Raw genomic sequence first — 19,490 nt, forward strand, 5'->3', positions numbered from 1 at the left:
CAGGAGGAAACCACCGTGGCCGGACCGAGTCCGTTCGTCACCCCCGTCGTCGTGCACGGCGGCGTCGCCTACTTGAGCGGGCAACTTCCCCGTCGTGACGGCACCCTCGCTTCCCCCGGCAAGGTCGGCGCCGAGGTCGACCTGCCCACGGCCCGGGAGGCGGCGGGGCTGTGCGCGAAAGCCCTGCTGCGGGCGTTGGAGGACACGCCGGGCCTGCGCGTCGAACGCATCCTCAAGATCACCGGATTCGTCGCGTCGGCCCCGGACTTCACCGCCCAGGGCGCGGTGCTCGACGGGGCTTCGGAAGTGCTGCTGCAGGCGCTGGGCGACAACGGGCGTCCCGCTCGCAGCGCGGTCGGCGTCGCTCAGCTGCCCCACGGCGCCTGCGTCGAGGTCGAGCTCGTCGCCGCGGTCACCGCCGCCGAGAGCCCGGGCTCGTGAACGCGGCACGCTTCGCCGCCAACATCGGCTGGCTGTTCACCGAGGTGCCGATCGAGCGCCGCTTCGAGGCCGCGGCGGCGGCCGGGTTCACCGCCGTCGAGCACGCCCAGCCGTACTCGATGCCGCTCTCCCGGTGGCGTGCCCTGCTCGACGCGGCCGGCCTGCGGCTGGTGCTGGTGAACACCCCGGTCGGCGAGCCGGGCTCACCGGCCGCGACCGGCTGGGGCTGCCTGCCGGAACAGGCCGGGCAGTTCCGGGTGAGCGTCGAACGAGCGCTCGACTACGCGGTCGCGCTCGATCGGCCCCTCGTCCAGCTCCGCGCGGGCGTGCTTCCGCCGGGCGTCTCCCGCGATGCCGCGTTGACCTGCTTCATCGCCAACGCCCACTGGGCGGCGGAGCGGGCCGCCGAGGCAGGGGTGCGCCTCACCGTCGAGGCGCTCAACCCGCGAGACGCACCGGGCTACCTGATCGACACCCAGGAGCTGGCCGCGGCCGTCGTGGCCGCGGTCGGCCACCGGCACCTCGGCGTGCAGTTCGACGTCTACCACTGCCAGGTCGCCCAAGGCGATCTCACCACCCGCCTGACGGCCCTGCGCGAGGTGATCGCCCACGTGCAGATCGCCGATGCGCCGGGCCGCGCCGAACCGGGCTCCGGGGAGATCCGCTTCCAGCACGTGCTCTCGACGCTCGGCGAGCTCGGCTACGAGGGCTGGATCGGCTGCGAGTACCGCCCGGCGGCCGGCACGGTGGCCGGCCTCGGCTGGCGCGAGCGGATCGGCGGCCTCCCATGAAGCTGTTCAGCACCCTCGCCGTGCAGGGGCCGCTGCAGGCGGGCCTCCTGGAAGCCTGGACCGGGGTGCCCGTCCGGCCCAGCTTCGATCCCACGAGCGTCCTCGTCGAGCGGATCGCCTCTGGAGAACGCCCGGACGTGCTCATCGCCATCGAATCGGAGCTGCACCGCCCCGAGTTCTCGGAGCTGATCGCGGTGGAGGACGCCATACCGCTCGTTCGTACCGGCATCGGACTCGCCGTGCGCGCGGGAGCACCGGCCCCGTCGATCACCACGGTCGACGACCTCGTCGCGGCGTTGACCGGTGCGCGTTCGGTCGCCTACTCCCGGTCCGGAGCGAGCGGGATCCGGTTCGCCCGCCTGCTCGACGAGCTGGGGATCGCGAACCAGGTCACCACGCGAGCGACCGTCCTGCGAAAGGGCTTCACCGCCACCGCCCTCCTCGACGGCCGGGCCGACTTGGCCGTCCAGCAGCTCAGCGAACTGCGCGTCATCGCCGGCGTCGACGTGATCGGCCCGCTACCCGAGGCCGTGCAGCACTACACCACCTTCGCCGTCGCGCCAGGGCCGCGCCCTGAAGCGGCGCAGCTGGCGAGGTTCCTCGCGGCGGAGGAGAACCAGGCGGCGTACGCACGGTTCGACCTCCAGCCCCTTCCCCCGATCCCACCCCACTAGGATTCGCCGTGAAGCACGACGCAGTGCCCGACACGAGCGACGACAGGACGACGGGACCGGGACATGGCAGGCAACGGGGACCACCGCCCGTCCCAGACCGACGGTGCGCTGGCCATGCTGCGGTCGCGGATCATCGACCTCACCCTGCGTCCCGGCAGCCGGATCGACGAGCCGCTCCTGATCAGCCAGTTCCAGCTCGGCCGCACACCGGCCCGCGAAGCCATCAACCGGCTCGCCGCCGAAGGGTTCGTCACCATCCAGCCGAACCGCGGCGGCACGTTCGTCCGCGCGCTGGACCTGGCGGAGATCGGTGACATCGTGGTGGCCCAGCAACTGGTCGAGAACGTCCTCGGACAGCAGTGCCGGCTCGACGACCCGGCACTGGCGGACGACCTCGCCGAGATCCAGCGGGACTACGCCGAGCAGGTCCGCACCCGCAACCACCTCCTCATCACCGAGGTGAACGAGCGTTTCCACCTGCGGTTGCACCGCACCGTCGGCAATTCGTTCTTCTACGCCTTCGCCGAGTCGACACACCGGCACGCGCGGCGGCTGAACGTCTACCTGTACCAGCTGGAATCCCAGCTGGCGGCGCAACAGGACCGCGAGTTCGAGATCAACCTCGAGGAACACGAGCGCATCATCACGGCCGTCGCCGAGCGGGACCACGACACGTTGCGCGCTCTGCTGCCCGAGCACGCCCGTGGTACGCAACGCCGCCTCGTGCGGTTGCTGAGCGAGCACGCCGTCGAGAAGTTCGGGGTCGACGTGTTCCTGGATCCGCTGCTCGAAGACGCACTCAAGGGGACAACTCCGCGGGCCTGAGCACCCGCCCGCGGACCTGGCGCTCCAGCCAGGCCCCGATTCTCGTTCGTTCGCGGCATCTCCGCAGACCACAGCGCCAGAAAACTGGCTGTCACGAGAGCCTTGGCGAACCTCTACCTGACGTATACCTTGCATATACCTCAATGTCGGGAGTCCACAATGGAAGATCAGCGCCCACAGCCGCCGGAACCGTCCGGCGCGACCGCCCGGCCGCCGCGACGGCAGCTGGCCCGCGCGTTCACCGCCAGCCTCACGGGAACGGCCCTGGAGTGGTACGACTTCGGGATCTACTCCGCGTCGGCCGCACTCGTCTTTCCGGTCCTCTTCTTCCCGAGCGGCGATCCCATCGCCTCCTGGTTGCTGGCGTTCTCCACGTACGCCGTCGGGTACCTTTCCCGCCCGCTGGGCGCCTTCTTCCTCGGCAAGCTGGGCGATGTGGTGGGACGCAAGCAGATCATCGTCGTCACGCTGCTGCTGATCGGCGTGGCGACCTTGCTGATCGGGGTGCTGCCCACATTCGCCACGGTCGGCGTCGCGGCACCGATCCTGCTCGTTCTGCTGCGGTTCGCGCAGGGTGTGGGGGTCGGCGGGGAACTCGGGGTGGCTCCGCTGCTGTCCAGTGAATTCGGCGATCCCGCCCGGCGCGGGCTCTGGTGCAGCGCACCGCAGATGGGTCCGGCGGCCGGGACGTTGCTCGCGAACGGTGTGCTCGCGCTGCTCACCACCGCGATGTCGAGGGAGGCGTTCCTCTCCTGGGGCTGGCGGGTCGGGTTCCTGGCTTCCGCACTGCTGATCGCGGTCGGCCTGTGGGTCCGGCTCAAGCTCGAGGACACGCCGATCTTCCGCGCGATCCGGGAGCGGGGGGAGCAGCCGACGGCCCCGGTCCGCGAGGTCTTCCGTACGGAACTGCGCGGCCTGGTCGCGGCGTCGTCCGCCCGCGTCGGCCCGGACGTCGTCTCCGCCCTGTTCGTCGTCTTCACGCTGGTCTACGGCACGTCGAAGGCGGGATTCACGTCCGGGGAGGTGCTGGTGGCGGTGCTGGCAGGCTCGGCGGGGCAACTGGTGTTCGTCCCGATCGCGGCGGCGCTGTCCGACCGGATCAACCGGAGGCTCCAGTACGTCGTGGCCGCCGTCGCCGCCGCGATCTGGCCGTTCGTCTTCCTGCCCGCCATCGTCGGAGCTTCGCTCGGCGTGCTCGTCGGAGGCGTCGTGATCGGGCTGGGGCTGCACTCCTTCATGTACGGGCCGCAGGGTGCGTTGATCACCGAACAGTTCTCGCCGCGCCTGCGCTCGACCGGGAGTTCGCTGGGATTCGCCATCGGGAGCACCTTCGGGGGCGCGGTCGCGCCGCTCATCTTCACCGCTCTGCTCGGCTGGCAGGACTCCTGGTTCCCGGTCGCGTGCTACGTCGCCGTCGCCTGCGCGGTCACGATCGTCGGTGTCACGGTCTTCGGCCGGAACCACGACATGGCGGAGGAGGCCGCGTACCAGCCAGGCCCGGCGATGCCTGCCCGGTCGGCGCAGGGCTAGCCGGGCCGCGGTGCGGCGGTGGTGCTGGGCGCCCGGCCCGAGGCGCTCAGCCGATCCGCCGCCCGGTGCCGGCCCACGCCTCCTCGCGCAGCAGGTACTTCCGGATCTTCCCGGTCGAGGTCTTCGGGAGCTGGCCGAAGGTGACCGACTTCGGTGCCTTGAAGCGGGTTGCCGCGCACCACGATCGGCCAGCCCGTACGGCTCCCCGCCGGCTCCTTCGGCACGATCGCCGGGTCGCCTTCCTGCCACGCCATGGCCTCGGCCACCGGTTTCCTCCGCAGGCGATCAACTACCGGGCCAACCTGTGGTGCCTCGGCGAAGTGGGCGTCGATCTTCCTTTGCTGATCGAGAAACCGAGGCGGTCTTCGGTGGAACGGCGCTGTCGCCGGTCGGATCGACCGCCGGCGCTACTCCTCGATCCGGACGGTTCCGGCGCTTCCGTCGATGGTGATCAGCTGCCCGGTCTTGATCTCGTGTGTGGCGTTCCGGACGCAGATGACGGCGGGGATGCCGTATTCCCTGGCCACGGTGGGGCCGTGGGCCAGCGGTGAGCCGGTTTCGGTGACCAGGCCCGCGGTGGTCAGGAACAGTGGGGTCCAGCCGGGGTCGGTGGTGGGGGCCACCAGGATCTCCCCGGGTTCGATGTGCGCCCCGGCGGGGTCGCGGATCACGCGTGCTTTGCCGGTCGCCCGGCCCGCCGCGCCGGCCATCCCGGTCAGGACGCCGTCTTCCACCGGCGGCGCCGGCGCGAGAGCCTCCACATCGGTGCCATCGGAGAGCAAGGCGCCGGGAACGGTCGGGCGCCGCAACTCCCGCTGGTAGTCCGCGCGCCGCCGGGCCACCAGGTCACGATGGTCGGCGCCGTTCCGCACGGCCGATCGTGCTTCGCCGAGGTCGAGGAACATGATGTCGTCGGCGCGGGCGAGCAGCCGCCGGGTGACCAGTTGCTCGCCGATCATGAGCAGTTGCCGGCGGGAGGTCTGGATCGCGGGTAGCCAGGCGAACTTCCCGATTTCGCGGAGGCCGGTGAGCCGGCGGGACCGGCGCATGAGGAAGACGGCGATCCGGCCGCGTATCGGCCGCTTGCGACGCACCCGCCTGGCCAGTGTGTCGATCATTTCTTCCGCCCTCGCCGCGGCCAGCCGGAATCGCCGATCCGGCTCCTGAGCGGGGTCGGCGACACGGAGGTAGTTGGCGATGGTGGCCCACAGCGGCGTGGTGTCTTCTTCCCACCGGGGCAGGCCGACATCGATTTCCGCGGCTGCGCGCAGGCCGTACCGGTCCAGGAAGCCGGTCATCCCGATGTCCGGTAGTTCGCCGGTGCGGTACTTCGCGGCGAGCTCGGCCGGCGCGGTACCGAGGAACAGAGCTCGGTGTTCCCGGGCTTTCACCGCGAGGCCCCAGAGCTCCAGATCCATCTCGGTGGTGACGTTGTGCGGCATGCCACCAAGGACGACGTCGAGTTCGTCACCCGAAGTGAGGTCGCCGAGCAGCGCGGCCGGGGCCGCGCCGACCATGATCCCGGCCATCAACGGCCCCATCAGGCCCAGCATGCCCCGGCTCATGACCGCGCGGTGCGAGTCTTCGGCAACCCAGTCGAGCCGCTGTTCAGCCGTGGCGGTCTCCGACGGCGGGACGGTCCGGTGCCGGATCTCGTCCACGGCGCGGTACGCCCGGGCTCTGGCGGCATCCGGGCGGACCAGGCTCGACACCAACCCCGCGAGCAGGCTCGGCGTGAGCAACGCGGTGACCCGGGCGGCGTTGCCCAGCCGGAACGGCAGGCCGGGGCGAGGCGCGAAACGCGGATCGGTCAGCATGCGCCCCATCGAGCTCTGCACCCGAGGTCCGTAGATTTCCAAGGAGGCGGGCAGCTGATCCCGCAGGGGCTTGCTGCGGATGAAGTCGGTGAGGTCGAAGTAGAGGCGACCGCCGATCGGCACCAGGCGAGGCAGCGGATCCAGCAGGGCGTCTCGGACACCATGGGCCTGGAACCATTGCGCCGCACCGGTCTTGAGCAGCGACACGCCCATCGGCGTGCACGGCCGCAGCATGCCCTGGAGGTGCCCGAACTCGAGGTACAAGCGGATCTCGCCGGTGTCGGGCGGCACCGGGAACAGGGTGGTGATCGGCCGCGACTGGAGCAACCACAGCGTGCCGGCCGGATCGATCGCCCATTCGATGTCCTGTGGGGAACCGAAATGCCGCTGCAGCCGCCGTCCGGCCTCGCGGAGTTGCCGGAGCTGCAGAGCATCGAGGCAACCGGCCTCCGGTAAGTCCGGCGGGCCCTCGCCGAGGACGTAGTGATCGGCCACGACGGAACCGTCGACGACGGCGGTGCCCAGGCCCGGGGCGGCGTCGACGACCATCTCGGTGCGGCAGCCGGTGATCGGGTTGGCGGTGAACAGGACACCGGCCACGGCGGGGTCGATCATCCGCTGGACCACCACGGCCATCGCGGCGTCGTCGATCCCGGCAGCCGCGCGATAGGCGATCGCCCGGTCGGTGTGCAAGGACGCCCAGCACCCGCGAACGGCGTCGACGAGCGGGCCGTCCCCTTCGACGTCGAGGAAGGTGTCCTGCTGGCCGGCGAAACTCGCGTCCGGCAGATCCTCCGCGGTAGCGCTGGAACGAACGGCGACCCGGCCCCCGCCGAGCTGCTGGTAAGCCTCGAGCAGCGCCTTCTCGGGCAGGTCCCGCGCCACGAAGGACTCGACGGTCAGGCAGAACCCAGCCGGGACCCGTTCACCTGCCCGGATCAGCTCGCCGAGACCCGCGGCCTTGCCACCGGCCAGGCCGATCATCGAGGAATCAAGGTCGGCCAGACGGAGCACGTGCGCACCTGCGGACATCGGGAGCCTCTCGTAGACAGTCGGCAGCGACTGCCGACCAGGCTTCCCGGCGCACCTGGAAAAACCGTACTCCGTCCTCGAGCCGCTGTCACCGGTCGACCGGAGCGCCGTGGGGACGGCCGATCCCGGGCAGCAGGAGATGACGCGACCGCGCACCTCGGCGCTGGTCCACACCGGACGGTTTCGTGCGGGTTCCCGCCCTCGCCATCAACCCCGGTGGCGAGGGCGGGCGGCTCAGTCGGCGCAGTGGGCGCAGTAGTGCGGTCCGATCGCCCGGTCGTGGCCGCGCCAGCCGTCCTGGCAGGCACTTCCCCACAGCAGCAACCAAGCCTCGTGGTGGGGCACCCGTGGCTCGGCCGGTGGGCCGGTTCTGCCGCATCCGTCGCAGATCAGTCGCAAGGCGACGCTGCCACCGGCCGGTACAGCGGTCATCGTGGAACCCAGGCCTCCAACGCGAGTGGCGCGTCCTTCGCGCCGGGGTCAATCCTCGCGCGTTCGCGGCCGGTTCGACCTGACGGTTACCTGACGATTCGCGGCGTCTCGCCGCTCACCGCCGAGCGGGCGCCGAGCCAGCCCACCACCTGGCGCACCGCGGCCCGGCTGCCGGTGAAGCGCAGCGTCCGGGCCCGCAGTTCGTCCAGGCAACGGCTGTGCCCCAACCACACGCCGGCCAGGGCGGTGAGGGTGCACTCGAGTTCCACCAGCACCGGCAGGCCGCCGGGTGGTTGCCGCTGCGGCCGGGCCCGGCTCGCGCCGAGCACCACCCACCACTGACGCGGTCCGGGGAGGTCGGAAAAGCGGATGTGGATGGCGGCCGGGTCGTGGGGGCTGCCGATGGCCCGGCACAGGTCGGTCAGCAGCACCTGCGGGTCCAGTTCACCGGCGCGGGGTGGCGGCAGCCAGCGGCTGCCCCAGCGGGCGAGTTCGGTCAGCACCGGCTTGAGGTCCCGCCCGGCGTCGGTGAGCCGGTAGTGGAACCGGCCGTGCCGGTCGGTGGTCGCTTCGACCAGGCCCGCGGCGTGCAGGCGGCGCATCCGGTGGCCGAGGCTCGAGCGGGACACCATGGGCAGCACGCCGGCGAGGTCGTCGACGCAGTACGGCCCGTCGAACAGTTCGGCGATGATCAGCGTGGTCCACGCCTCGCCCAGCAGATCGGTGGTCCTGGTCGCCGGGTGGTGGGTCGCGGAGCGCTTCACAGCGGTCATCCTGTCGTGGATCCCGGCGGGGGAACCTGACGACTGCCTGACGATCCGGGGGCTGAGTCGGGCACCTGGGTGACCGAGGGCGCGGGATCGGTCGCCCGGGTGACCGAGGGCAGCTTCTCCGGGCGGTCCTGGGTGCTCACGCCGCATCCGGCACAAGCAGCCACGATGATGACCAGAGTCAGTTTCCTCATTCCGCCTCCGGTAGTTCGATGACGAACCGGGCGCCCCCGCCGGGGCGTTCCTCCACCCGGACGGTGCCGCCGTGCCGGGCGACGTGGTCGGCCACGATGGCGAGCCCGAGCCCACTGCCGGTGTCCGTGCCCCGTCCGCGGGCCTGGCCGCGGGTGAAGCGCTCGAAGATGCGGGACCGCAGTTCCTCCGGCACACCGGGCCCCTGGTCGTCGACCTCCAGCCGGACTTTGCCGCCCTGGCTGGTGACGGCGATGCGCAGCACGCCGCCGGCGTAGCGGTCGGCGTTGTCGAGCAGATTGCCGACCACCCGGTCGAGCCGGCGCCGGTCGGCCAGCACCAGCGCGGGCTCAGGCGCCTTCAGCACGTCCGGCTGGTTCCGGTGTTCGAGCACCCGGCGGACCACGTCGCCGAGGTCGACCAGTTCCCAGGACTGCTCGTCGGACTCCTGGCGGGCGCGGGAGATCTCCAGCAGGTCCACGACCATGCGCTGGAATCGGTGGATCTCGGAAACGAGCAGGTCCAGCGCCCGGCGGGCGGGCGCGGGGATGGCTTCCCGCCGGCGGTCGAGCACTTCGGCGGCGTTGGCCATGGTGGTCAGCGGTGAGCGCAGTTCGTGGCTGACGTCACCGGCGAACCGGGCGTCCTGCTGGACCCGGTGCTCCAGGGCTTCGGCGGTGGCGTTGAAGGTGGCCGCGAGCGGGGCGAGGTCGGGGTCGGTCTGCGCGGGCAGCCGGGCGTCGTGCTCGCCCGCGGCGATGCGTGAGGCGGCATCGGTCAGCGTGGTCAGCGGGCGCAGGGCGCGGCGGCTGGCCCACCAGCCCAGGCCACCGCCGAGCAGACCGCTGGCCACGGTCGCGGCGGTCAGCACGATGCTCAGGAACCGCATCGTGCGGTCCAGCTCCACCAAGGGGAACAGTTCGATGTAGAAGCCGCCTTCCGAGACCACGGGCAGCACCACCGCCAGCGCCGGGATGCCGTCGGCGAGCAGACGCTGGCGGGCGGGTTCACCGGCCCGGCCCAGGTCGAGCAGTTCGCCGGGCAGGGTCTGCGGCGGGATCTGCCTGCCGCTGCTCAGCCACCGTCCCGGCCGGTAGACCAGGATCGACGAGTCCGGGCCGGTGGTCAGGCCGGTGAGCAGTTCGTCGAGACCGCTGGACCGGTCGCGGATCGCGGCGTCGACCAGGCGCACGTTGAGCTGGGCCTGGCGCACGGCGGCCTGCTCGCGCTGGTCGAGCAGGTAGCTGGTGGCCAGGTTCCAGGTGGTCACCGCGAGCACGCTGACGATCAGCAGCGAGCCCACCCCGAGAGCCGCGGTCACCCGCCACCGCAGTGACCAGCGCTTGCTCATCCGCCGTCCCGGTGCGCCCGGTAGCCGACGCCGCGCACGGTGAGCACCAGCCCCGGTTCGTCCGGATCGGTCTCGACCTTGCGGCGCAACCGGCGGATGTGCACGTCCAGCAGCCGGGTGTCGCCGAAGTAGTCGTAGCCCCAGACACGCTGGAGCAGCTGCTCCCTGGTCACCACATCCCCGCCGGCCGCGGCGAGTTCGGACAGCAGGCGGAACTCGGTCCTGGTCAGGTGCAGTGGCTCCCCGTCCCGCTCGACCTCCCCGGTGTTCGGGTGGATCCTCAGCGCGCCCACCACCAGTTCGGGACGGCTGGGGCCGCGGCGGCGCAACAGGGCCCGGATGCGGGCCGCCAGCTCACCGGCGACCAGCGGCTTGGTCACGTAGTCGTCGGCACCGGCCTCCAGGCCGTCGATGACGTCGCGGGTATCGGTGCGGGCGGTGACCATGATGATCGGCAGGTCGCCGCGCGACCGCAGTGAACGGCACACGTCCATGCCGTCGATCCCCGGCAGCATCAGGTCCAGCAGCACCACGTCGACCGGCGTGGACTCGACCACGCTCAGCGCTTGTTCCCCCGAGCCCGCCTCGACCACCTCGAAGCCGTGGTCGGCCAGGGAAAGTCCGAGGGCTTCCCGGATGCGTTCGTCGTCTTCGACCAGCAGCACCGAGGTCATGAGCCCGATCCGGCCGGGGTCGCTGAGTGCGCTCGGGTCATCCACTTCACCTCCGAGCGGCAGATTGTCGCATGGCGCCACGGGCTACCGAGCACGCCGGGAACAGCCGACGATGATCAGCGTCCGGCCGGTCCGGCGGGCAGCGGTCACGGGTCCTCCCGGGTCTGGGCCTGCGCGGTCGCGGGTGCCCGCCCCCGGCGGCCGCGCACCCGCGTTCCGATCGTGCCGCGTGGCCGGCGTTTCGCACCTGACGAACACCTGACGATCCGCCTTGCCCGAAGTGCTTCGCCGTGAGGTGCGGCGTCACTCGGCGGTGGGAGCGGCCGGCCCTACCCGGTGTCCGACGTCGTCTGTTCCGGCCAGCTTCTGCACCACGTCCAGCAGGCCGGGGAACCGCTGCTCGAACTCGGCCCGGCGCAGGCACACGAAAGTGCCGTTGCCCGCGTCGCGCTGCACGATCAGGCCGGCCTCGCGCAGCGCCCGCCAATGGTGCGTCTTGGTCGATTTCGCCACCGGCATGCTGAACGAGGAACACGCGCGCTCGCCCTCCGCCGGATCGGCGGCGAGTTCGGCGATCACCGCACGGCGCAACGGATCCGCCAGTGCGCGGAACACCTGCCCGAGATCGACCTCGGCCATCGGCGGTACGGGCAGGTCCACGAAATCCTCCTCGACAAAGGTACGGTCGCTATCGTACCTTCGAGGTACGATAATCATCGTACCTACGGAGGGCTCCTCTTGCTGTGCGTGTTCGACGTCAACGAGACACTGCTCGACCTGGCCGCGCTCGACGACTTCTTCGCCGATCTCACCGGCGACCCCTCGGCCCGGCGTGACTGGTTTGACCTGCTGATCCACAACGCCCTGGCGCTGACCGCCGCCCGCGACTACCGCCCGTTCGGGCAGATCGCCGCGGCCTGCCTGCCGCCGATCGCGGCCACTCGCGGCCGCACCGCCACCCCCGAGCACCAACGCGAACTCGGTGACCGCCTGCGCCGGCTCCCGGCCCACCCCGAGGTGCATGACGCGATCACCCGGCTTCGCGCAGCCGGGTTCCGCGTGGTCACCCTGACCAACTCCGTCGACGCCGTCGCCGAAGACCAACTGCGCAACGCCGGCCTCCGGCCACTGACCGACGCCGTCTACTCCGCCGACCAGGCCGGACGGCTCAAACCCGCACCCGAGCCCTACCAACTCGTTGTCGAGACCGAACAGGTCGCACCCTCCGACGCGATCCTGATCGCCGCCCACGACTGGGACATCACCGGCGCCGCAGCCGCCGGCCTCGCCACCGCCTACATCACCCGGGGACAACGCTCGCCGCTCCCTGCGATCAGCTCACCCACGCTCACCGCCACCGACATCGACGACGTCGCCACCCAGCTCCTCACCCGGCACGCCGACGGATGAGGCCACGCGTCGTCCAGCGGGGCCCGGTTCTCCGGTGTGTTCGTCAGGTACGCGGGCGATCGTCAGTCAGTCGTCAGTTCGGTCTGGGGCTTCCGCCGCGATGATGGGGGTGCAGCCGACCGAGGAGGAACATGTCGATCGACACCGCCCGGAGTGAGGACGTCGTCAGCAAGGTGGTTCGCGAACTCGCGGGGGAGTTCGCCACCGTGCCACCGTCCGGCATCGTCGGCACGGTGGTCGCGGCCAAGCGCGACCTCGACGGGCAGATCGTGCCGGAGGCGATGGAGGAGATGCTGCACCGCCTGGCCCAGTTCCGGCTGACCCGCTGGGACGTCGCCGGTCGCGCCAAGTGGTGAGCACGCGAACCGCTCCCACCGTCCACAGTGGGCGATGGGAGCGGCCGCGGGTTACTTGGTCCGGACGATTTCGCCGTTGCGGCGGCGTTCGCGGTAGTCGCGCATCTCGCGCTTGACGACGGGGGCGAGCAGGTAGAGACCGGCGATGTTGAACAGTGCCAGCAGGAACAGCACGGCGTCGGCGAAGTCGAGCACGCTGCCGAGGGTGAGCACCGAACCGGCGACGACGAAGAGGCAGAACACCACGTGGTAGAGGCGTTCGCTGAACGCGCTCTTGCCGAACAGGTAGGTCCAGGCCTTCTGGCCGTAGTAGCCCCAGGTGATGATGGTCGACACGGCGAAGAGCACCACGGCGACGGTGAGCACATAGGGGAACCATGGCAGCACGGTGGCGAAGGACTCCGAGGTGACGGTGACGCCGTCGGGGGTCTCGCCGCCGGCGAACACGGTGGCCTTGGCGTCGGTCCAGAACTGGGTCTTGGCGATGATCACGGTCAGCGCGGTCATCGTGCAGATCACCACGGTGTCCACGAAGGGCTCGAGCAGGGCGACGTAGCCTTCGGTGATCGGGTGCTTGGTGCGCACGGCCGAGTGGGCGATCGGTGCGGAGCCGAGGCCGGCTTCGTTGGAGAACGCCGCGCGCTGGAATCCGACGATCAGCGCGCCGATCGCGCCGCCTGCCACGCCTTCGGGCGCGAACGCACCGGCGAAGATCTCGCCGATCGCACCGGGCACCGCGTCGAGGTTCACGCCGATGACGATCAGGCACGCGACGACGTAGACGATTCCCATCGTGGGAACGAGCTTGCTGGTGACCGCGCCGATGGACTTGATGCCGCCGATCACGACCGCGCCGACGAACGCGGCCAGCAGCAGGCCGAAGATCAGCGCGGCGCCATCGCCGCCGAGCAGGCCGTCGTCGCCGCCGGTGACGTCGCGCAGCTGGGCGAAGCTCTGGTTGGCCTGGAACATGTTGCCGCCGGCGATGCCGAAGAACAGGATCATCACCGCGGCGCCGCCTGCCAGGATCCGCCCGAGGGTTTTGCCGGTGGCGTTGGGGAAGCGTTCGGCGATGCCCTTGCGCAGGTAGTGCATGGGTCCACCGGAGACGGTGCCGTCGGCGTGGACCTCGCGGTACTTCACGCCGAGGGTGCACTCGACGAACTTGGTGCACATCCCGAGCAGTCCGCACAGGATCATCCAGAACGTCGCGCCGGCCCCGCCGACGGTGACCGCGACCCCGACACCGGCGATGTTGCCCAGCCCGACCGTGCCCGACAGCGCCGAGCTCAGCGCCTGGAAGTGGCTGATCTCGCCCGGCTCGTCGGACCTGGTGTACTGGCCACGGGCGATGCGCGTGGCCAGCCGGAACGCGCGGAACTGCACGAATCCGAAGTAGACGGTGAACGCCGCGGCGGCGATGACCAGCCAGGCGACGATCCAGGGGAAGGTGACGCCGAAGACGGTGACCTCGGCGAAGACGAATCCGGACAGGCCTTCGGAGATCGGGTCGAACACGGTGTTGATCGCGTTCTCGATCCCGGACAGGGCGCCGCCCTCGGCCGCCAGCACGGGCGATGAATCAGACATGGTGCGCAAGTGGACCGAATCAGACGCGAAGATGCAAGGGATTCGCCGACTTTTCAGATGTTCGTTACCTCCTTTCCGCTCATTGCCGGGGTCAGATCGCCAGGTCCCGTCGGGTGTAGCCGATGGTGCCGACCGCGGTGAGCACGGCTGCCACGGTCAGCAGTCCGGCCGATCCGGGCCAGTCGGGTGTGGCCAGTGGAACGGCGGCGGTGTGGGTGAAGGGGGAGAAGCCGAGGACCCAGTCCGGTGCGCCGGCGCTCTGGGCCACGACCTGGTAGAAGAAGCCGCCCACGGCCGGGAGGGCGCCGAGTGCCACGGTCGCGCGGGGTAGCCTGCCGAGCCCGGCGATGGCCGCGCCGAGCGAAAGCAACGCGATCGGGGTGATGTTCAGTGCGCCGTGGATGGCGGCGGTGAACCCGAGCGGGGCGCCGGCCGCGGCGGCACCCGCCCACAGTGCGAGCCCGGCACCGGTGGCCAGCAGCAGGGTTCCGGCCGTGGTGATGGCGAGTTCGCAGCCGAGCAGTTTCCGGCGGGAGAAGGGCATGGCGAACAGCAGCGTCGCTCGCCGGCTGGTCTCGTCCTCGGCGAAGGAGCCGATTCTCACCGCGGCGTAGACGCCGGTGGGGATGGCCAGCAGGCTGAACATCGTGGCGGCGAAACCGTGGGGGGAGCCGAGGCCGCCGAAACCCGCTCCCGCGGCGAGTTCACTGAAACGGGTGTTGTCGCTGAGGAATTCGCTGATGGACGTGGTCAGCGACCCGATGAGGGCGAAGTAGGCGGCCACGCCGAACAGCCAGCCGGTCCACGGCCGCAGCGCGCGGCGCAGCGCGAACCCGATCAGCGAGTGCAGCAGGCGGGTGCGCGCGCGGCGACGGGCGTCGAGTGCCAGTGGGGCGCTGCGCAGATCCCGGCGACCCGCGGCGAGGATCGCGGCCGCGGCGAGCACGACCGCCAGCGCGGCGAGCCCGGCCAGTGGCGCGACGCGGTTGGCCGCATAGGGCTGGAGCTGGCCGGTCAGGCCGAAAGGCGTGAGCCAGCGGACCCAGGCCGGCGCGTCGATGCCGTCGGTGACCATCCTGGCGAGCAGGGCGGCCCCCAGCACACCCACCGCCGCGCCGGTGGCCGGTGACCGCGACGGCAGCAACTGCGCGGTGAGCGCCCCGACCGCGGCGAACACCAGCCCCAGTGCGGCGATCCCGGCGCCGTGCAGCACCGCTCCGGCCGGTGCGGTGCCGGTGACGAGCAGCGCGAGGCTCACCCCGGTACCGGACAGTGTCACGGCTCCGGCGAGCACGGCGAGCCGGCGGGCGAGCAGGCCGCGTGCGGTGATGGTGCCGGACAGCAGCAGGTCCAGGCGGCCCGCGTCCTCGTCGCCGCGGGTCAGCCGGGTCGCGGTCAGCGCGGCCCAGACCCCGACCAGCACGCCGACCGGGGTTCCGGTGCGCCACACGGTGAAGCCGCCGGGATCGCCGAGCGCGACCGGTTCGCCGAACAGCGTCCGGATGGCGGGGTTGGCGGCCAGCGCCCGCAGCGCGCCGTGGTCGAGCGCACCGGCGAAGGTGGTCTGGTACTGCGCGGCGACCAGCGCCGACATCCCGGCGGTGACCGCGATGATCGCGGCGGCGCCGAACCGGAGCTGCCGGACGGCCAGGCCGATCATCGGACCGGCTCGCCGTAGTAGTCGAGGAAGATCTCGGCGAGGCTGGGTTCGCGCATGCTGATCCCGGTCACCGTGGCCTCGGTCAGCGCCCGCAGGGTCGCCGCCGGTGGGCCGGTCAGTGAGAACCGCAGCCGGCCACCGTCGAGCCGTTCGACCCCGCTGATCTCCGGTATGCCGGACAGTCGCGGTGCCGCGCCGGTGTAGGCGACTTCGACCTCGGTGCGGCGCAGCCGGCGCAGTTCGGGGAGGCCGGCGACCTCGACCAGCTCGCCGGCCCGCAGGATGCCGACGCGATCGCACACGGCTTCGACCTCGGCGAGCAGGTGGGAGCTGAGGAACACGGTCTGGCCACGCCTGCGGGCGTCGTGCACGCAGCGCTGGAACTCCCGCTCCATCAACGGGTCCAGCCCGCTGGTGGGCTCGTCGAGCACCAGCAGTGGCGCCCGGCAGGCGAAGGCCGCCACCAGTGCGACCTTCTGGCGGTTGCCGGTGGAGTAGGCCTTGGCGCGCTTGCCGAGGTCGAGTTCGAAACGCTCGACCAGTTCGGCGCGGTAGGCGATGTCCGGTGGCGGCCCGATCCGGCCGAGCAGGGTGAGGATCTCCCGGCCGGTCAGCGACGGCCACAGGGTCACATCAGCCGGGACGTGGGCGAGGTGGCGGTGCGCTCGCCGGACGTCGCCTGCCGGGTCGCCGAAGATCTCGGCGGTGCCCGCGGACGGGCGGATCAGCCCGAGCAGCAGCCGGATGGTGGTCGATTTCCCCGCGCCGTTCGGCCCGAGGAAGCCGAAGACCTCACCGGCCGGTACGGACAGGGACAGGTCGCGGACCGCGGTGGTGGAGCCGAAGCGCTTGCTCAGCCCGCGCATGCGGACAGCGGTGTGGATGGCGTTGTCAGCCATGTCAGCCATGTCGGCCATGGGAAACCTTTCGACGGCAGCGAGCAGTCACTGCCGACCAGGCTTCCCGGCGCACCTGCGGGCACCGTACTCCTGCCAGGGGCGCTTGTCAGCGGTTCAGCGCCCGGCTTTCCACCGGTCGATCAGTGCGGGCAGTTCGGCCATCAGGTAGCTGTAGAAGTCGCGCATCTCGACCAGCCGCCGTCCGGCGGGGCTGGTTTCGCCGGTGATGGCGATGCCTTCGTCGGCGGCCTGCTGCATGGCCTGGACGACCTGGTTCTGGCTCGACATCAAGGTGGCCCACGCGCCTTCGCGGAAGCGGAAGTGTTCGCGGCGGCTGCCGGGCGCGGGGACCTTCTCGATCAGCCCGACCATGGTCAGGTTCTTGATCGCGGTGGACACCGTGCCGGGGCTGATCACCAGGCGCGCGGCGATCTCTCCCGCGGTCAGGGTGTCCTGGTCGGCGAAGAGCAGGGCGCAGAGCACGCGCGCGGTCATCCGCTGCATACCGCCTCCGGCCAGGGTCAACGCCAGTCGCTCGGCCGCGTCGGTGGTGTCCGCCATCCCGCTCCTCCCGGATTTTGACAACATCTTAACTATCGCCAATCTTCGCAGATTTGCGAAAACTCGATACCTTGGTCAGTATGACAGTGATCGAGGTCGGCGCGCTGACCTTCAGTTACCCCGGCAGTGCCGAGCCGGCCGTGCGGGGCATGGACTTCGCCGTCGGCCAGGGGGAGATCTTCGGCTTCCTCGGGCCCAGCGGCGCGGGCAAGTCGACCACGCAGAAGATCCTGATCGGCCTGCTGACCGGCCACGGCGGCCGGGCCGAGGTGTGGGGCCGTGAACCCGCGGAGTGGGGGCAGGACTTCTACCGCCGGGTCGGGGTGTCCTTCGAACTGCCCAACCACTACCAGAAGCTGACCGCGCTGGAGAACCTCGAGTTCTTCGCCTCCCTCCACAGTGGACCCGTCCGGGATCCGATGGAACTGCTGGACTCGGTGGGGCTGGCCGGTGACGCGCACACCAGGGTCGGCAAGTTCTCCAAGGGCATGCAGATGCGCCTGGTGTTCGTCCGCGCGCTGCTGCACGACCCGGACCTGCTCTTCCTCGACGAGCCGACCTCCGGGCTCGACCCGGTCAACGCCCGGACCGTCCGCGACCTCGTGCTGGCGGAGAAAGCTCGCGGGAAGACGGTGTTCCTGACCACCCACGACATGGCGACCGCGGATCAGCTGTGCGACCGGGTCGCCTTCGTCGTCGACGGCCGGATAGCGACCCTGGACTCGCCGCGGGAGCTGAAGGTGGCCCGCAGCCGCCGCCAGGTCCGGGTCGAATACCGCGACGCCGGCGACGCCGTCACCGGCACCGAGTTCCCGCTCGACGGCCTCGCCGACAACGCCGACTTCCTGCGCCTGCTGCGGGATCAGCGGGTGGAAACCCTGCACAGCAAGGAAGCCACCCTGGACGACGTGTTCGTCGAGACCACCGGACGGAGCTTGCGGTGAACCGGCTCGGTGCCGCGCTGCGCCTGGAGCTGCGACTGCAGCGCCGCTACAAGTTCGCGCACGCCGCGGTGTTCTCCGGCGTGATGTGGCTGGCGCTGCTGCTGCCGATGCCGCCCGGCCTGCGTGCCGCGGCCGAACCGTACGTGCTCCTCGGCGACCTCACCATCGTGGGGTTCTTCTTCATCGCCGGAGCCGTGTTCTTCGAGAAGGGGGAGCGCACGCTCGACGCCATCGTCGCCACGCCGCTGCGGTTCGGCGAATACCTGGCCGCGAAGGTGATCGGCCTGACCGGGCTGTCGGTGCTGCTCGCGGTCGGCATCGCCACCGCGACCAGCGGCGTGGACTACCACCTGCCGTTGCTGGTGACCGGCACCGTGCTGGGCACGGTGCTCATGCTGCTGGTCGGTTTCCTCAGCGCGCTGCCGTTCACCTCGGTCAGCGACTGGGTGATGCCCGCGGTGCTCCCGATCGCGCTGTTCAACCTGCCGATCTTCGGCTACGCCGGGCTCTGGGACACCGGCTGGCTCTACCTGGTGCCCACCTACGGGCCGCTGCTGTTCTTCGGCGCCGCGTTCGACCAGCTCACCCTGCAGCCCTGGCAGATCATCTACGGCCTGGGTTATCCGGTGCTCGCCGCGGCGGGGTTGTGGCTGCCGGCCCGGCGGTGGTTCGACAAGTACCTGATCGCGAAGACGGGAAACGCCTGACATGAGCACCTTCGCCGCACTCGGGCGCAACGACCTGCGCGGCGTCCGCCGCGACACGCTGCTGGTGGGCCTGTTCCTCGCCCCGCTGGTCTGGATCGCCATGGTCCGCTTCGGCACGCCGGCGGCCACCACGCTGGCCGCCGAGGAATTCGGCTTCGACCTCGTCCCGTACCACCCGCTCGTCCTGGTCGGCTTCCTGCTGCTGACCAGCGCGATCGTCGTCGGCGGGGTGATGGCGCTGCTGGTGCTCGACGAACGCGACGCGGGCACGCTCACCGCCATCCGGGTCACCCCGGTATCGATGGGCAGCTACCTCGGCTACCGCTCCGCCACCACCGTCGGCGTCACCCTGCTGATCGTGCTCGGCACGATCAGCGCGAGCGGCCTGTTCCCCGCCCGGCTGATCCCGGCGCTCGTGCCGATCGGCCTGCTGACCGGGCTGTCCGGGCTCGTCGTCACGCTGGTCATCCTCGCGGTGGCCACGAACAAGGTCGAAGGAGTGGCGGCCATCCGCGCGCTCGGCATCGTCATCGCCGGACTGCCACTGCTACCGTCCTTCATGGATTCGCCGTGGCGGCTGGCGTTCGGGCTGGTGCCCACCTTCTGGCCCACCGAGGCGTTCCTCGCGGCGGTCGAGGGCACCACCTGGTGGCCGTACCTGGCCGGTGGGGTGGTCTACCACGCGCTGGTCATCTGGCCGCTCTACCGCCGGTTCACCCGCTCCACCGGGTGACGCCCGCGGAGACCGGGGCAGCGGGCGGGAAACGAGCAGATGACCGTGGTGATCGCGTCCTCGTGGTCGGTGCTCATGGACGGCTTTCGTCGGCGCGGCAA

The 19,490-nt window shown here is 70.9% G+C and carries 19 protein-coding genes; 10 read left to right on the forward strand and 9 right to left on the reverse strand.

The window, feature by feature from the left end; translation table 11 throughout:
- The first annotated feature begins 15 nt into the window (after positions 1 to 15).
- The 5 genes from JOM49_RS25600 (at position 16) to JOM49_RS25620 (ending at position 4,261) form a co-directional block, all read left to right on the forward strand.
- Complete coding sequence (locus JOM49_RS25600) at positions 16 to 441, forward strand: RidA family protein (protein WP_209666779.1); 426 nt, start codon at positions 16 to 18, stop codon at positions 439 to 441.
- Positions 438 to 1,232 (forward strand): hydroxypyruvate isomerase family protein, encoded by a 795-nt coding sequence (locus JOM49_RS25605; protein WP_209666780.1) that lies wholly within the window; start codon positions 438 to 440, stop codon positions 1,230 to 1,232. The genes JOM49_RS25600 and JOM49_RS25605 overlap by 4 nt, the downstream gene beginning before the upstream one ends.
- Positions 1,229 to 1,906, forward strand: a complete 678-nt coding sequence (locus tag JOM49_RS25610; protein ID WP_209666781.1) for a substrate-binding domain-containing protein — start codon at positions 1,229 to 1,231, stop codon at positions 1,904 to 1,906. Before JOM49_RS25605 ends, JOM49_RS25610 begins: the two co-directional genes overlap by 4 nt.
- Positions 1,907 to 1,969: 63 nt before the next feature.
- The gene (locus JOM49_RS25615) at positions 1,970 to 2,731 is read left to right on the forward strand and encodes a GntR family transcriptional regulator (RefSeq protein WP_209666782.1); all 762 of its coding nucleotides are present in this window, start codon (positions 1,970 to 1,972) and stop codon (positions 2,729 to 2,731) included.
- 159 nt (positions 2,732 to 2,890) lie between these two features.
- Complete coding sequence (locus tag JOM49_RS25620; RefSeq protein ID WP_209666783.1) at positions 2,891 to 4,261, forward strand: MFS transporter; 1,371 nt, start codon at positions 2,891 to 2,893, stop codon at positions 4,259 to 4,261.
- A 407-nt stretch (positions 4,262 to 4,668) separates the two neighbouring features.
- On the opposite strand, the gene JOM49_RS25625 is transcribed toward JOM49_RS25620, so the two are convergent.
- The 5 genes from JOM49_RS25625 to JOM49_RS25645 form a co-directional block, all read right to left on the reverse strand.
- Entirely contained in the window at positions 4,669 to 7,092 is a 2,424-nt protein-coding gene (locus JOM49_RS25625) for a PEP/pyruvate-binding domain-containing protein (RefSeq protein ID WP_308158865.1), read from the reverse strand.
- A gap of 536 nt (positions 7,093 to 7,628) precedes the next feature.
- Complete coding sequence (locus JOM49_RS25630) at positions 7,629 to 8,315, reverse strand: winged helix-turn-helix transcriptional regulator (RefSeq protein ID WP_209666785.1); 687 nt, start codon at positions 8,313 to 8,315, stop codon at positions 7,629 to 7,631.
- Positions 8,316 to 8,502: 187 nt separating this feature from the next.
- Complete coding sequence (locus JOM49_RS25635; protein ID WP_209666786.1) at positions 8,503 to 9,855, reverse strand: sensor histidine kinase; 1,353 nt, start codon at positions 9,853 to 9,855, stop codon at positions 8,503 to 8,505.
- Positions 9,852 to 10,529, reverse strand: coding sequence for a response regulator (locus JOM49_RS25640; RefSeq protein WP_209671585.1), 678 nt, complete (start codon positions 10,527 to 10,529; stop codon positions 9,852 to 9,854). Before JOM49_RS25640 ends, JOM49_RS25635 begins: the two co-directional genes overlap by 4 nt.
- 303 nt (positions 10,530 to 10,832) lie before the next feature.
- Positions 10,833 to 11,189, reverse strand: coding sequence for an ArsR/SmtB family transcription factor (locus JOM49_RS25645; protein ID WP_209666787.1), 357 nt, complete (start codon positions 11,187 to 11,189; stop codon positions 10,833 to 10,835).
- A gap of 78 nt (positions 11,190 to 11,267) precedes the next feature.
- Between JOM49_RS25645 and JOM49_RS25650 the strand changes: the two genes are divergently transcribed.
- Together JOM49_RS25650 and JOM49_RS25655 are read left to right on the forward strand one after the other, a co-directional pair.
- Positions 11,268 to 11,939, forward strand: a complete 672-nt coding sequence (locus JOM49_RS25650) for a haloacid dehalogenase type II (protein ID WP_209666788.1) — start codon at positions 11,268 to 11,270, stop codon at positions 11,937 to 11,939.
- Positions 11,940 to 12,070: 131 nt separating this feature from the next.
- Entirely contained in the window at positions 12,071 to 12,295 is a 225-nt protein-coding gene (locus JOM49_RS25655; protein WP_209666789.1) for a hypothetical protein, read from the forward strand.
- A gap of 51 nt (positions 12,296 to 12,346) precedes the next feature.
- On the opposite strand, the gene JOM49_RS25660 is transcribed toward JOM49_RS25655, so the two are convergent.
- From JOM49_RS25660 to JOM49_RS25675, 4 genes are all read right to left on the reverse strand, one after another.
- Positions 12,347 to 13,885 (reverse strand): alanine/glycine:cation symporter family protein, encoded by a 1,539-nt coding sequence (locus tag JOM49_RS25660; protein ID WP_209666790.1) that lies wholly within the window; start codon positions 13,883 to 13,885, stop codon positions 12,347 to 12,349.
- 91 nt (positions 13,886 to 13,976) lie between these two features.
- Positions 13,977 to 15,545 (reverse strand): ABC transporter permease, encoded by a 1,569-nt coding sequence (locus JOM49_RS25665; RefSeq protein ID WP_209666791.1) that lies wholly within the window; start codon positions 15,543 to 15,545, stop codon positions 13,977 to 13,979.
- Positions 15,542 to 16,453 (reverse strand): ABC transporter ATP-binding protein, encoded by a 912-nt coding sequence (locus JOM49_RS25670; protein ID WP_245369470.1) that lies wholly within the window; start codon positions 16,451 to 16,453, stop codon positions 15,542 to 15,544. The genes JOM49_RS25665 and JOM49_RS25670 overlap by 4 nt, the downstream gene beginning before the upstream one ends.
- A 105-nt stretch (positions 16,454 to 16,558) precedes the next feature.
- Positions 16,559 to 17,005, reverse strand: a complete 447-nt coding sequence (locus JOM49_RS25675; protein ID WP_209666792.1) for a GbsR/MarR family transcriptional regulator — start codon at positions 17,003 to 17,005, stop codon at positions 16,559 to 16,561.
- A gap of 80 nt (positions 17,006 to 17,085) precedes the next feature.
- On the opposite strand from JOM49_RS25675, the gene JOM49_RS25680 reads away from it, so the two are divergent.
- From JOM49_RS25680 to JOM49_RS25690, 3 genes are read left to right on the forward strand one after another with little or no spacing between them, the layout of a single operon-like run.
- The gene (locus JOM49_RS25680; RefSeq protein WP_209666793.1) at positions 17,086 to 17,949 is read left to right on the forward strand and encodes an ABC transporter ATP-binding protein; all 864 of its coding nucleotides are present in this window, start codon (positions 17,086 to 17,088) and stop codon (positions 17,947 to 17,949) included.
- The gene (locus tag JOM49_RS25685) at positions 17,946 to 18,656 is read left to right on the forward strand and encodes a fluoroquinolone export ABC transporter permease subunit (protein WP_209666794.1); all 711 of its coding nucleotides are present in this window, start codon (positions 17,946 to 17,948) and stop codon (positions 18,654 to 18,656) included. The genes JOM49_RS25680 and JOM49_RS25685 overlap by 4 nt, the downstream gene beginning before the upstream one ends.
- Before the next feature lies 1 nt (position 18,657).
- On the forward strand, positions 18,658 to 19,389 hold the full coding sequence (locus JOM49_RS25690; protein ID WP_209666795.1) for an Rv2686c family ABC transporter permease subunit: 732 nt from the start codon (positions 18,658 to 18,660) through the stop codon (positions 19,387 to 19,389).
- Positions 19,390 to 19,490 lie beyond the last annotated feature (101 nt).

It is taken from the genome of Amycolatopsis magusensis, assembly GCF_017875555.1.
GTDB lineage: Bacteria > Actinomycetota > Actinomycetes > Mycobacteriales > Pseudonocardiaceae > Amycolatopsis > Amycolatopsis magusensis.